Origin of the sequence: Flavisphingopyxis soli (assembly GCF_007995095.1) — a bacterium.
In the GTDB taxonomy this organism is placed as follows: Bacteria; Pseudomonadota; Alphaproteobacteria; order Sphingomonadales; family Sphingomonadaceae; genus Flavisphingopyxis; species Flavisphingopyxis soli.
In genome coordinates, this window is the sequence record NZ_VOPY01000001.1 from 263,129 (window position 1) to 277,025 (window position 13,897).

The following is a 13,897-nucleotide window of genomic DNA, read 5'->3' on the forward strand; positions in this document are numbered from 1 at the left end:
GGTCGCGAGCTAGCGCCCCCGCACTTCCAGTTTTTTACTCAGCGCATCGATCGCCGCCCAGCCGTGTGCGCCGTGAATGCGCAAGGCGCGAAACCGCTCGGCGTTCATCCCGCCGAGCGCGATGCACTCGCCGCCGAAACCGCCAGCCAATCGCGCAAAGCCCGCCCTCCCGATCGGTTTGGTGCCCGCGTGACTGCGCGTGGCGAAAGCCGGCGAAATGAATATGATCGGCGTGCCCAGCCGTTTCGCAAGGTCGAGCTCGCGGCGATTGTGGACGGCTAACGACACCGGCGGCTGACCGCGCCCAAGCCCGCGACGCGCCGAAGCGTGCGCGCCATCGGCTCCGGCAATCGGCTTTCCTGCGATCAACACGACATGGCGCCGCGCGCGGGCAATGCGCAGCACGGCGCGAAACAGGCGGTGACGCGCGCGGGCAGGCGTGGAGTAATGGCGAAAGACGATTCCCGATCGCGGCGGCAAGGCGCGCACGGCGGCGAGGCAATCGGCCATCCGTTCATCGCTGAACAGCCAGATCTGCGGCCAGCCGGTTCGGTCGGCGGCGGCGAATCGCGAAGGGTGGCGGTCGGTCACGGCGATCCGTATAGCAGCGCGCTATGACCCACGAAGACCAAAGTGGCGCCGCGGCGCGCCTGACCGAAGTGACCGATCGGCTGGCGCATGCCGCGAGCCTCGCGGGGCGCGATGCCGATGCGGTGACGCTGATCGCGGTATCTAAAACGCAGCCGGTCGAGGCGATCGAGGCGTTGATCGCCGCGGGCGTGCGCGACTTCGGTGAAAACCGCGTCCAGGAAATGCAGGCCAAATGGCCCGACCTGCGCGCCCGCCACCCCGATGTCCGGCTGCACTGCATCGGCCGCCTGCAGTCGAACAAGGCCGCCGAGGCGGTGGCTTTGTGTGACGCGATCCACTCGGTCGATCGCACTTCGCTGGTCGATGCGCTGGCCAAGGCGATGGCGGATAGCGCCAGCCCGCCGACGCTCTATGTCCAGGTCGATATCGGCGAAGAACCACAAAAGGGCGGCGTCGCGATCGCCGACCTGCCCGCGTTGCTGGCCTATGCAAAAGAGAAGGGGCTGACGATTGCCGGGCTGATGGCGGTGCCGCCGCTCGATGTCGAACCGGCGCCCTATTTCGCACTGCTCGCAAAGCTCGCCGCCGACCACGGCCTCGCCGGTCTCAGCATGGGCATGTCGGGCGATTACGAAACCGCGGCGATGCTCGGGGCAACGTGCGTGCGGGTCGGCAGCGCGCTATTCGGCGCGCGGGGTTAGCCCGCCTTCTTCTTCGCCTCGTCCTTGACCACCCGTTCCTCGTCGCGCTTTTCCTTGATCTCCTGCGGATCCTCGGGCGGGACGAAGCTGACCAGCTGGTCGCCGATATCGATCACCGGCCGGGCCTGCATCGAAAAGAACAACACGCGGTTGTCGGGCTTGATCACCGCAACGCTTTCGCCGCCGCCGGCCTTCATGTTCTCGCGATAGTCCTCGACCGGGAATTTCTCGGTGATGCGCGTCTGGCTGAACGCCCAGCCGGCGAGCAGGCGATCGAGCAGCCCGTCGATCGTTCGTCCGCTTTCAAGCAGGATGCGCCCGCGTTTCTGCAACGCGCCGACGCTGGCGTCGCGCCCGATCCGCGTGATCGCCTCATGGCCCATTTCGGGGCCGAGGTCGTTGGCGACGAGCGCGTTGTAGCTGTCGTTGTCGGTCGCCGCGATCAGGTGCTGGAACCGGCCGAGCGAGAGGTCGTCCTCATGGACTTCGTCGAGGATATCGCCGCGATAGGTTTCGAGCTCGGCACGCCGTGCGCCGCGCAAGGCGATCGCGCTTGTATCGGCAATCATGACCGGGATGTCGCGCGCCTTGAAGAACTCGGCGAGCGCGATCGTCCAGCGATTGGCCCCGACGATCAGCAGGCCCTCACCCTTGCCCTGGTCGATGCCCAGCCGCCGGGCGAGCCAGCCGGCCGAAAAACCGTGCGCGAAGATCGTCACGATGACGACCCCGAATGACAAAGGAACCAGCGCTTCGGCGTCCTCGACCCCGTAATCGACGAGCCGTATCGCGAACAGCCCGGTGATCGCGACCGCGACGATGCCGCGCGGCGCGATCCAGCCGATGAAGATCCGTTCGCGCCATGGCACGTTCGAGAACATCAGGCTGGCAAAGACGGTCAGCGGCCGGACGATGAACAGCAGCAGCAACAGGAAGGCGACGAAGCGCGCCTGGAACTGGCTGACCGTCTCCCAGTCGAGCGTTGCCGACAGCAGGATGAACACGCCGCTGATCAGGAGGACCGCGAGATCCTCCTTGAAGCGATGCAGCGCGTGGCTCGAATAGATTGCCCGGTTGGCCATCACGACACCCATCACGGTGACGGTGACGAGGCCGGTTTCGTGCATGATGAGATCGGCGGCGACGAAGCCGAAGATGACGGTGATGAGGAGGATCGGCGCCTTGAGATATTCGGGCGCATAGCCGCGCGGAAACGCCCAGGTGAGGAAAAAGCCGAGCGCGGCGCCAAGCAATGCGGCGATCAACGTCGCGCCGATCACCTCGACGCCGATGTCGACGAAGTTCACTTGCGGGCCGGTGTAGGAAATATAGGCATAGATCGCGACGGCGAGCAGCGCGCCGATCGGATCGTTAATAATCCCTTCCCATTTCAATATGTTGCGGACGCGGTCACCGACGCGCAGCGTGCGCAGCATCGGCCCGATCACCGTCGGACCGGTGACCACAAGGATTCCACCAAACAACGCCGCGACCGGTAGCGGCAGGCCCGCGCCATAGTATGCCGCAGCGGTGCCGAGGCCCCAGCCGACCGGCACGCCGATGACGACGAGCCTGAGCACGCCCGCGCCGGCATGGCGCAGGTCGCGGAAATTGAGGCTCAGGCCGCCCTCGAACAGGATCACCGCGACCGCCAGCTTGACGATCGGCTCCATCAGCGGGCCGAAATCCTCTTCCGGCCGGATCAGGCCGAGGATTGGTCCGGCGATGACGCCGACGATCAGCATCAGCGCGATGGCCGGCCGACCCGTGCGCCAGGCGATCCATTGCGCGCCGATGCCAAGCACGCCGATCAGCGCGATCTTGACCATCAACGAGTCGAACAGGGGGAGGTATTGGGAAATCATCGTGCCCGCTTATGCATGGCTAAGGCCCAATCGACAATTGCCGAGCGTCGCGTCGCTACAACGACCTTGCGCCGGTGCCCAATACGACAGGGGCCCCGGCACCGATTGTGCCGAGGCCCCCGATCGCGTGATTGGCGGATTTAGAACTTGCCGCGAAGCGTCAGGCCATAGGTCCGCGGTTCGGCGAGGTAGGCAGAGAATATCTGCCGACCGCCCGGGAACTGGGGATCGGAATAGGCTGCGGTCGTGCCGCCTTCCTGGAACGGCGAGTTGAACGCGACCTGGGTGTAATTGGTGTTGAACACGTTCTGTGCCCAGACCTCGATGCCCCAACGCTCGTCACGCCCCCGCAGGCCGAGGCGCGCGTTGACGATGAGATAGCCGTCCTGTGCCTTTTGCGGGAACAGGTCCGAACCGGTGTTATAGTCGCCGGTCAGGCGGCTATCGACATAGACCAGGCCCGACAGGCCGGTGTTGCCGATCGCCGGCGTCCAGGTCGCCGAACTCGTCACGGTCCATTTGGGCGCGTTCGAGAGGTTGTCGCCCGGCAGTTTGCGCAGCGCCTGGTCGAGCGGTGCGCCGCTGTCGTTGCCGACCAGCTGATCGCGATATTTGGTATCAGCATAGGTCACGCCCATGCCGATACGGAAATCGCGGGTCGGAGCGATCGTTGCTTCGAGTTCGACGCCCTGTGAGAGCACGCCATAGCTGACATTGCCTGCCGCACAGGATCCCGTCGTCGAAGCATTGATGTTGTAGTTCGCCGCATTGGTAAACTTGCTCTGGTCGCGGTCGCCGCCGTTAAGGCTATCGGTGCAGCCGTTGATGTTCTGGACCAGGAAGACCGTTCCGTTGAACGTGTTGAGCTGGAAGTTCTGGAACTCCTGGCGGAACGCGGCGATGTTGAACGAGAATGGCCGGGTGAAATACTTGATCCCGACCTCATAGGCGTTGACGATTTCGGGGTCGAACTGGAGCCCGCTGACCAGCGCCTGGGCACCGGCCTGACCGCCAAACGGCGCAACCGGGGGCTTGAGCGCCGAACGGTCGAGGTTGAAACCGCCCGCCTTGTAGCCGCGCGAATAGCTGCCGTAGACCAGCCACTTCGGATCGGGCTTCCACGATACCACCGCGGTGCCGGTGAATTCGTCCTCGTTGCGCTGGTCGTTGATCGACACGCCGTTGAGTTCGGCGGTCGAGTTGCCCTGGCAGCTCAGGCCGACGATGGCATCAACCGTAGCGGTCAGCGTCGGAATGGCCCGGTATGGCAACAGCGCCGCCTGGTTGGCGGTACAGACCGTATTGTCGTTGCCGAACGTCGCATCGAACTTCTTGCGTTCGTTGGTGTAGCGCAGGCCCAGCGTCACATCGAGCGTCGGCGTCACGTGGAAGATATTGTGCGTGAACAGCGCCCAGTTGCGGCTGTCCTGCTTGTAGATGTCCTGCGTGCTGCCGAGGTCACGCAATGAATCGAGCCGGTCGATCGCGCCATAGAAAACCGGCGATAATGCGCCGAACGCGGCCGGTCGTGCGGCCAGGCAGCCCGCTCCTGCTGGATTATAGAACGGCGCAAGGCTGCTGCCGGTGACCAGACGGCAGGTGGCAAAGCGGCCATAGTCCCTGCCGAAGCGCAGATTGTCGCCGACGGTCAGCTTCTCGTCGGCGAAATAGGCGCCGACCAGCCAGTCGAGACGATCGTCGAAGGCTGCGCCCTGGAGGCGCAGTTCCTGGCTGAAGGTCTTGAACTGGCGATAGCTCTTGTCGTCGTCGGCGCGGTAGAGAATGTCGACCGCGCTATAGTCGATGTCGCCGCCCTGCGAGCTCTTGTAATCGCGATAGGCGGTGATCGAGGTCAGCGTGGCGCCGCCGAAATCGTAATTGGCTTCGAGGCTGACGCCGCCGTCGGTCGTCTTGCCACCATAGCCGCGGCCCGGCGTGACATAGATGTTGCGGCTATAGGGATCGTTAAAAGCTGCGGCGGGCTGACCGAGGTCGAGCAGGACGCGCACGATGTTGTTCTGCGCCGGGTCGTTGAGCCCGCCGATCAGTGGATTCTGATTCCTCGTCAGGTTGACCGCGCCACAGCATTTTTCGTCGCGCTTGCTGTAATCACCGATCAGGCGGACGCTGAACGCGTCAGTCGGTTCGAACAGCAACTGGCCGCGAACGAAATAGCGGTCGCGGTTGTTGACGTCGGTATCGTTGATGACGTCGTGGTAGAAGCCGTCGCGCTTGACATAGACGCCATCGATGCGAGCCGCGATCGACTGGCTCAGCGGGCCGGTGATGCTGCCCGCAGCGCGCATGAAATCGTAATTGCCATAGGTCAGCTCGGCATTGCCGCCAAACGTGAACGACGGCGACTTGGATACGATGTTGATCAGGCCGGCCGACGCGTTGCGGCCGAACAGCGTGCCTTGCGGCCCGCGCAGGACCTCGATCCGTTCGATCTCGCCGAGTTCGTTGAGGCCGATGCCCGACCGCGAGCGGTAGACGCCGTCGATAAACACCGCGACCGAGCTTTCGAGGCCGGGATTGTCACCGACCGTTCCGATGCCGCGGATACGCGCCGAACCGTTGGCTTCAGAGCCGGTCGAGGAGACGAGCAGCGACGGTGCCACCTGGTTGAGCTGGCGGATGTCGTTGGCGCCGGTGTTCTGGAGCGAGTCGGCGGTAATCGCGGTGACCGCAATCGGCACGTCGCTCAGCGGGCTGGCGCGCCGCGTCGCGGTGACGATGATCGAGCCTTCGCCCGAGGCTTCGTCGGCGGCCTGCTGGGCCTGCTGATCGGCGGCGGTATCCTGGGCGAACGCCGGGCTGCTCAACGCCAATCCGGCGACCGTCAATAGCAGTGCGGCGCGACGCGCGGACGCAGCTGTGGTGTGAATCGTGTTCATCAAACCCTCTCCCATTCGCGCACTGGCGCGCGATTTCTTGCAGCGCGTTTTTGCGCTTTTAATTAGCGGGCGACCGACTTTGCCGGACGCGTTGCAGATTATGAACCCAAATGCACGATTTGCAACAGAACTGTTGGAAAACAGCCGAATTTGGATTAGAAAATCGAGTTTTTCAGATCATTTCCGTTACGGCATTGGGGAAACAGACCAAGCGCCGATCGGTAACGATCAGGGCCTCGCTGACGCGTCCCGCTGCCACCGCGATTGCCGGATCGAAGGCATCCATCCCGCCGGTCAGCGAACCGAAGGCGGGAAGGATCAACTTTTCGCCGGCGCGTACGAAGCAGGGACGCGAGACTCGACGGCCGCGCAGCGTCAGGCGCAGCTTGGGATGGAAATGGCCCGACAGTTCGGGTCCCGCCACGTCGCGCCGTGCGATGTGGCGCAAGGCGGCGCCTTCGAGCCGCCCCTCGGCATGGACCGTGCCGCCGAACGCATCGCTCAGCGCGGGATCGTGATTGCCGACAATCCAGTTGAACGTCAGCCGCGCGGCAAGCGTCTCGATGAGGTCGCGGGCATGGCGCGGCAGCCGCGCCGGGCCGCCACCGTCATGAAAATTGTCGCCGAGGCACCACAGGGCGCGCGGATCGAGGCGATCGACCAGATACGTGAGCGCGCTGAGCGTGGCAAAACTGTCATAAGGCGGCAGCATCTGGCCGAGCGCCGCGTACCAGCTGGCCTTTTCAAGGTGCAGGTCGGCGACGACCAGCGTCCGCGATACGGGATCGAACAGCGCACCTTCGCGCGTCGCCATCCATTGCCTGCCGTCGAACGAAAGGGGAACCATGGCGTGGCAATGACGGCGATTGCGACCGTTGGCAAGTCAGGTCGAGGGTCGCCGGGTTCAGATTCTTTCCGTGCCGATCCGGGTGGCCCGACGTCGGATCGGCTTGCGATAGGTGGCCTCGGGCATAACGAACTTGACCTTGCGGCGGCCAAAATCGATTTCGACACGGTCAAACAGCGAGAGCGCGTCCATCCCCAGCAATATCGCGGGGCGCTTGCCTAGTCCGAGCACGTCGAGGGCGTAGCTGTCGGCATAGGCAATCGGCAGGCGCGCCAGCGTCACCTTGCCGATCGTGATCTCGGGCACCGCATCGGCCTCGGTAGCAACGAGGGTGCCACCGACATCGATCAGGCTGGACGCCACGCCCTCCGATTCACCCGATTGCGAAGCGACCATACGTTGCAGAGCGAAATTGCCGACACTGCTTTGCGACCCGGTATCGATGACCAGATCGACACGGCGATCGCCGATACGCGCGTCGGACAGGATCAACCGGCCATTCTTGCGCTTGGCGGTGACGATAATGACGTCGTCGCTATCCGTTTGGCGCATGGGCGTCGTCCCCGACGGCAGGACCAGCATTTGCTGCTGGGCAAAATCGAACACGATGACCTTGTCCTTGATGCTTTCGATTCCGATCAGCCCGTCAATTCCCAAGTGGCGGCGAGCAAGCGCCGGCGCGATGATATCGTTGACGGCAAAGCCGCCATTGGCAAGGTCGTGGATGCGATAGCTGTCAGTCACCACCGGGCCGGAGATAGTCGCGAGTAGCATGGAATCGGCCGGTGGCAGTGTGAGCGAGGCGGCCAGTTCGCGGCTGATCACCGTGAGTTCGGATCCGGTGTCGATGATGAAGGGGACCGCCGCGGTGCCGTTGATGCTCACCGGAACCGTCATCCGGGCAGTACGGTCGTAGACGAAGCGTTCCCATTCGCTCAACGGTTCAGCGGCAGGTTCGGCGACCGCCGTAGCATCTACCGGCAGCTGGGCCAGCGGCACCTGCGCACTGGCGGGTGATGCCAGCGTCGCGAGGCTTGCGGCCAGCGGGATCGCGATGCGCCCGACCAGGCCGAAGGTTTCGAATACGCGCGGATGCAGCATGGCAGCTTCCTTTCACATGGCTTCGATCCTACGCCTCCTGAGCGTTTTAGACAAGCAATACACGCATTGAGTGAAATAATCGGTCCTGCGAGGGGTTATCCGGCTTGCATTGCTTCGCGGATGATCGTTTCGGCCTCTTCGAGCAGCGCGTCGTCGCTGGCGCCGCGCGCGACGCTTTCCCTGCCGATCATGATCAGCGCGGGCACCGCGAGCGGGCTGAGGCGGTCGAGTGTCACGTGGAGCATCGTGTCGGCGGCGCGATCGAGCAGGTCGCCGAGCCGCCCGACATCGGTCAGGCGGCGGCGCGCATCGGCCCATGCCGCCTTCATCAGCAAATGGTCGGGCTCGTACTTGCGCAGCACGTCGTAGATCAGGTCGGTCGAAAAGGTCACCTGCTTGCCCGATTTGCGGCGGCCCGGATGGTGGCGTTCGACGAGCCCGCCGATCACCGCGACCTCGCGAAACGCGCGCTTGAGCAGCGACGATCCTTCGACCCATTCGACGAATTCGTCGGCCAGGATATCGGCCGAAAACAGGCTGGCGGGGTCCTCGACGGGTTCGAGGCCGTAACAGACCAGCGCATAATCCGACGCCTGGAAGCCGAGCGGTTGCAGGCCGCGCGCCTCCATCCGCTTGGTCAGCAACATGCCGAGCGACTGGTGCGCATTCCACCCCTCGAACGGATAGGCGACCATGTAATGGCGACCGTCGCGCGGAAAGGTCTCGACGAGCAGCTGGCCCGGTTGCGGCAGGACCGATCTGCGGTCCTGCGCCTCGAGCCACTCGCGCACCTCGTCGGGAAAGCGCGGCCATTCGGCCTTGTCGCACAGGAAATTGCGTACGCGCGTTGCGAGGTTGGTGCTCATCGCCATGCGCGCGCCGACATAGGTGGGGATGCGCGCATTGCGGCTCGTCGCGCGGACCAGCAGGTCGGTGTCCTTGATGCTGATCACCTCGAGGCTCAGCCCCGAAAAGAAGAAGGTGTCGCCCGCCGACAGCGTGCTGGCGAAGAATTCCTCGACCGTGCCGAGCTTGCGCCCGTTCTTGAAACGCACATCGAGCAAGGGCGCATCGACGATGATCCCCGCGTTCATCCGGTGCTGGGTAACGAAGCGCGGATGGCTGACACGCCAGACCGGGCTGCCGTCGGCGTCGGTCCCGTCGGGGGCAAGGCGGCGGAAGCGGTCATAGGCCTTGAGCGCATAGCCGCCGTCGCGAATGAAGCCGAGGACGCGGCCGAACAGCTCGGTATCGATCGCCGAATAGGGCGTCGCCGAGCGGATCTCGTCGAGCATCGCGCCTTCCGAAAATGGCGCAGCACAGGCGCACGCCATGACATGCTGGGCGAGCACGTCGAGCGCGCCGGGATGAAAATCATCGGGATCGCGTTCGCCCGCCTCGACCGCGTCGAGCGCGGCGCGCGCCTCGAGATATTCGAAACGGTTGCCCGGCACGACGAGCGCTTTGGAGGCTTCATCGAGCCGATGGTTGGCGCGGCCGATCCGCTGCAGCAGCCGGCTCGATCCCTTGGGCGCACCCATCTGGACGACGAGGTCGACATCGCCCCAGTCGACGCCGAGGTCGAGGCTCGCGGTCGCGACGAGCCCGCGCAGGGCGCCGCGCGCCATCGCCGCCTCGACCTTGCGCCGCGCTTCGCGGCTCAGGCTGCCGTGATGGATGCCGATCGGCAGATTGCCTTCATTCTCCTTCCACAATTGCTGGAAGATCAGCTCGGCAAGGCTGCGCGTGTTGCAGAACACCAGCGTCGTGCGGTTCGCCTCGATCAGGCGCATCACCGGCGCGGCGGCATAGCTGCCCGAATGGCCCGACCACGGGACATGGACGACGCCGTTCTCCTCGCTCGGCAACAGGATCGCGATGTCGGGCGCGGCACCCGCTTCGCCTGGGACCAGCCGAACGCTGTCGATATCGCCATAGGGCGCGAGCCACGCGCGATAGGCGTCGGGATCGGCAATCGTCGCGCTCAAACCAACGCGGCGAAGATCGGGCGCGATCCGCTGCAGCCGCGCGAGCGACAGGCTGAGCAGGTCGCCGCGCTTGCCGCTGGCAAAGGCGTGGATCTCGTCGACGATGACGGTCTTGAGGCCCGTGAACATCGTCAGGCTGTCGGGGTGCGACAACAGCAGGCTGAGGCTTTCCGGCGTCGTGTTGAGGATTTGCGGCGGGTTGGACTTCTGTCGTGCCTTGCGGTCGGCGGGTGTATCGCCGCTGCGCGCCTCGACGCGGATCGGCAGCCGCATCTCTTCGATCGGCGTCAGCAGGTTGCGCTGCACGTCGACCGCGAGCGCTTTCAGCGGCGAGATGTACAGCGTGTGCAATCCGGCGGTCGGTTCGGCCTGCGACAGTTCGATCAGGCTCGGCAGGAACCCCGCTAGCGTCTTGCCCGCGCCGGTTGCCGCGACGAGCAGCGCGTGCTCGCCCGCCTGCGCCGCCGCGAGCATGCCCGCCTGGTGATCGCGCAGTCGCCAGCCGCGCGCCGCGAACCAGTCGGCAAATCGTTGCGGCAGGGGGGATTTTTCGCTCACACCTCCTATATGGGGGCGATGGCGAAACTGGCGCAATGGGTCGAGGCGCGACCCGAAGGCATTTACCTCCCCTCGATCGACGCGTGGATCGATCCGTCGCACCCGGTGGAGCGCGCGCTGGTCACGCACGGCCATGCCGATCATGCGCGCGGCGGCCATAAAGAGGTCTGGGCGACACCCGAAACGCTCGCGATCATGGGCGTGCGCTATGGCGACGCGCATCGCGGGCACGCGATGGCGTATCGCGAGACGATCACCATCGGCGATATCGCGGTGACCTATTATCCTGCCGGCCATGTCCTGGGCTCGGCGCAGATCCTGCTCGAAAAGGACAATGTCCGCGTCGTTGCGTCGGGCGATTACAAGCGCCGCCCCGATCCGACCTGCGCCTTGTTCGAGCCGGTGCCGTGCGATGTCTTCATTACCGAGGCGACCTTCGGCCTGCCGGTTTTTCGCCATCCCGATACGCCCAGCGAGATCGCCAAGCTGACCGATGCGATCGCTGCCGAGCCCGATCGCTGCGTCCTCGTCGGTGCCTATGCGCTCGGCAAGGCACAGCGCGTGATCATGGCATTGCGCGCCGCGGGTTACGATGCGCCGCTCTATATTCACGGCGCGCTGCAGCGATTGTGCGATCTCTATCGCGATTTCGGCGTCGAACTCGGCGAGCTGCGGCTCGTCGCTGACACGCCTAAAGACGAGATGAAGGGCGCGATCGTGCTGTGCCCGCCGGGCGCGCTCAACGACCGCTGGTCGCGCCGCCTGCCCGATCCGATCACCGCGATGGCGTCGGGCTGGATGCGCGTTCGCCAGCGCGCGCGGCAACGCAATGTCGAACTGCCGCTGATCCTTTCGGACCATGCCGACTGGGACGAGCTGACCTCGACGCTGCTCGAAATCCGTCCGCAGGAGGTGTGGGTGACGCACGGGCGCGAGGATGCGCTGGTCCATTGGTGCATGACGCGCCAGATCAAGGCGGTGCCGCTCCACCTCGCGCACTACGAGGACGAAGACGACTGACGAGGACAGCCGGGCGGAACCGCGCGACGCGGCGATGGTTGGACCGGAATGACCGATAGCCAGACCCAGTCCGCCACGCTTTATCGCATGATCCTGCCCGACCACAGCTGCCCGTTCGGCGTGCAGGCGCTCGCGCTGCTCAAGGAAAAGGGGTACGAGGTCGACGACCGGATCCTGGCGTCGCGCGAGGAAACCGACGCCTTCATGGCCGAGCATGGGCTTGAGACGACCCCGCTGATCGTCATCGGTGACGAGAAGATCGGCGGCTATGACGAGCTGCGCCGCTGTCTCGATACGCGGATCTAGATCCGGTAGCCCAGCCGCGCCAGCAGCGCGGTCATTGCGAGATAGGCGATCACCGTGACGACGCTGCCGACGCCGAGCGCGGCCCAGAAGCCCCAGCCCGATCGCAGCAGCCACGGCACGATGAGGAAAAAGGGCAGCGTCGCAAAGACGTAGAACAACGTCCCTTGCGTCAGCGCCGCGACCTGCAGCGTATCGCCGGTATCGCGCCACAGCCAGATCATCGCGAGGATCGTCGCGGTCGGCAATGCGATGACGAGCGCGCCGAGCGCCGGGCTGCGCCGCGCGACTTCGGACGCGATCGCGATGATCAGCCCGGATATCGCGGCCTTGATGAACAAATAGAGCATGCAATGATCCCAAGTGTTACCGAGATACCCCGAGGGAATGACAGAGCATGTCGCGCCGCGCAACTAGCCCGCGCGGCGTTCGCCCGCTGACAGCTTCGACTGGCGGCGGCGCTGGACCGATGATCCGATCCCCATCGCCTCGCGATATTTGGCGACCGTCCGCCGGGCGATGCCGAAGCCCTTGGCATTGAGCAGGTCGACGAGCGTGTCGTCAGACAGGATCTTCTTGGGCGTTTCGGTATCGATCAGCGACTTGATCGCCGATTTGACCGCCTCGGCCGACGAAGCCTCGCCGCCTTCGCTCGACTGGATGCCGCTCGAGAAGAAGTATTTGAGCTCGAACACGCCGCGCGCGCAGCTGAGATATTTGTTGCTGGTCACGCGGCTGACCGTCGATTCGTGCATGCCGATCGCGTCGGCGACGGTCTTGAGCGTCAGCGGCTTCATCTGCGCGACGCCGTGGAGGAAGAACCCTTCCTGCTGCTTGACGATTTCGGACGCGACCTTGACGATTGTCCGCTGGCGCTGGTCGAGCGCTTTGACCAACCAGTTGGCGCTGGCGAGACATTCGTTGAGCCAGGCCTTCGACTTGCTCGCCGCGCCGCGCGCCATTTCGGCATAATAATGGCGATTGACCAGGACGCGCGGCAGCGTCGCCGAATTGATCTCGACCGACCATCCGACCTGCTTGCCGCTGCCGCGCCGTTCGATGAAGATGTCGGGCACGATACTCTGCGTTTCGCCCGTCTCGAAGCGCAGGCCCGGCTTGGGGTCGTAGCTGCGGATCTCGGCGATCATGTCGGCGATGTCCTCGTCATCGACACCGCAGACGCGTTTGAGCTGCGCCAGCCCGCCCTTGGCGAGCAAGTCGAGATGCGCGATCATGCACGCCATCGCCGGGTCATAGCGATCGGCCTCCTTGGCCTGCAGCGCGAGGCATTCGGCCAGGTCGCGCGCGCCGACGCCGCACGGATCGAAACCATGAATGACCGTCAGCGCATCCTCGCACGCCGCCAGCGGCGCGCCGATGTCGTTGGCGATGTCGGCGAGGCGCGCGTCGAGATAGCCGGCCGGGCCGATCCGGTCGATCAGCGCCAGCGCGATCGCGAGCTGCGGCCCGTCGAGCACTTCGCCCGCCTGGCGTTGGAGATGGTCGTGCAGCGTCGGCTCGGCCCCGGCAAAGCCGTCGAAATCGATCGCTTCGCCCGATCCAGCCGAACCGCCGCCAAGGTCGCCGCCAAGGCTGCCGCCGCCGCTCTGGCCGAGCGCGCCGTCAAACGATCCCCCGGCCATGTCGCTGGCGCTGTCATGATGGAAGGCGGCCTCGTTCCAGTCGACGTCGAGGCTTTCCCTGGCATCGCCGCCGCCGTCGATCATCGCGTCGGCGCCGTCGGGGGCCGCGTCGCTCTTCTCCGACCGTTCGGGCGTCGCCATGTCGTCGGTGCGCCCCGCCTCGAGCAGGGGGTTCTTCTCGATCTCCTCGGCGATGAAGCCTTCGATTTCGAGGTTCGAGCAGGCCAGCAAACGGATCGCCTGCTGCAGCTGCGGCGTCATCACCAGCGACTGGCTCTGGCGCAGCTGGAGGCTCGGCGCGAGGCTCATTAGTTGCTGCCGTGCGGCAGAGACGGTGCCAGCCCGCTCCCAAATTGTGCTCTTCCGCACAATTTGGAAAAGAC

General features: G+C 65.0%; 11 protein-coding genes. 3 read left to right on the plus strand and 8 right to left on the minus strand.

All coding sequences use genetic code 11. From position 1 onward, the window contains the following. Positions 1–9 precede the first annotated feature (9 nt). On the minus strand, positions 10–591 hold the full coding sequence (locus FSZ31_RS01350) for a thiamine phosphate synthase (protein WP_236643611.1): 582 nt from the start codon (positions 589–591) through the stop codon (positions 10–12). A 23-nt stretch (positions 592–614) separates the two neighbouring features. On the opposite strand from FSZ31_RS01350, the gene FSZ31_RS01355 reads away from it, so the two are divergent. After that, entirely contained in the window at positions 615–1,292 is a 678-nt protein-coding gene (locus FSZ31_RS01355; RefSeq protein WP_147121268.1) for a YggS family pyridoxal phosphate-dependent enzyme, read from the plus strand. Here FSZ31_RS01355 and FSZ31_RS01360 read toward each other — a convergent pair. The 5 genes from FSZ31_RS01360 to FSZ31_RS01380 form a co-directional block, all read right to left on the minus strand. Further along, a complete protein-coding gene (locus FSZ31_RS01360; RefSeq protein WP_201739099.1) occupies positions 1,289–3,157 on the minus strand; it encodes a cation:proton antiporter in 1,869 nt (622 codons plus the stop codon). The two genes, FSZ31_RS01355 and FSZ31_RS01360, sit on opposite strands and share 4 nt — an antisense overlap. Positions 3,158–3,297: 140 nt before the next feature. Further along, entirely contained in the window at positions 3,298–6,054 is a 2,757-nt protein-coding gene (locus tag FSZ31_RS01365) for a TonB-dependent receptor (RefSeq protein WP_147121269.1), read from the minus strand. Positions 6,055–6,226: 172 nt separating this feature from the next. Beyond that, a complete protein-coding gene (gene pdeM, locus FSZ31_RS01370) occupies positions 6,227–6,901 on the minus strand; it encodes a ligase-associated DNA damage response endonuclease PdeM (protein WP_147121270.1) in 675 nt (224 codons plus the stop codon). 57 nt (positions 6,902–6,958) lie between these two features. Then, entirely contained in the window at positions 6,959–8,002 is a 1,044-nt protein-coding gene (locus FSZ31_RS01375) for an aspartyl protease family protein (RefSeq protein ID WP_147121271.1), read from the minus strand. Positions 8,003–8,097: 95 nt separating this feature from the next. Next, positions 8,098–10,548 carry a ligase-associated DNA damage response DEXH box helicase gene (locus tag FSZ31_RS01380; protein ID WP_147121272.1) on the minus strand — a complete coding sequence of 817 codons (2,451 nt, stop codon included), beginning with the start codon at positions 10,546–10,548 and terminating at the stop codon, positions 8,098–8,100. A gap of 18 nt (positions 10,549–10,566) precedes the next feature. On the opposite strand from FSZ31_RS01380, the gene FSZ31_RS01385 reads away from it, so the two are divergent. Further along, positions 10,567–11,568: a ligase-associated DNA damage response exonuclease gene (locus FSZ31_RS01385; protein WP_147122482.1), complete on the plus strand. Its 1,002-nt coding sequence runs from the start codon at positions 10,567–10,569 to the stop codon at positions 11,566–11,568. A gap of 48 nt (positions 11,569–11,616) precedes the next feature. Beyond that, the gene (locus FSZ31_RS01390; protein WP_147121273.1) at positions 11,617–11,874 is read left to right on the plus strand and encodes a glutaredoxin family protein; all 258 of its coding nucleotides are present in this window, start codon (positions 11,617–11,619) and stop codon (positions 11,872–11,874) included. Here the strand turns inward: FSZ31_RS01390 and FSZ31_RS01395 are convergent. Then, complete coding sequence (locus FSZ31_RS01395; protein WP_147121274.1) at positions 11,871–12,221, minus strand: DUF3147 family protein; 351 nt, start codon at positions 12,219–12,221, stop codon at positions 11,871–11,873. The two genes, FSZ31_RS01390 and FSZ31_RS01395, sit on opposite strands and share 4 nt — an antisense overlap. Positions 12,222–12,284: 63 nt before the next feature. Beyond that, entirely contained in the window at positions 12,285–13,823 is a 1,539-nt protein-coding gene (gene rpoN, locus FSZ31_RS01400; protein WP_147121275.1) for an RNA polymerase factor sigma-54, read from the minus strand. Positions 13,824–13,897 lie beyond the last annotated feature (74 nt).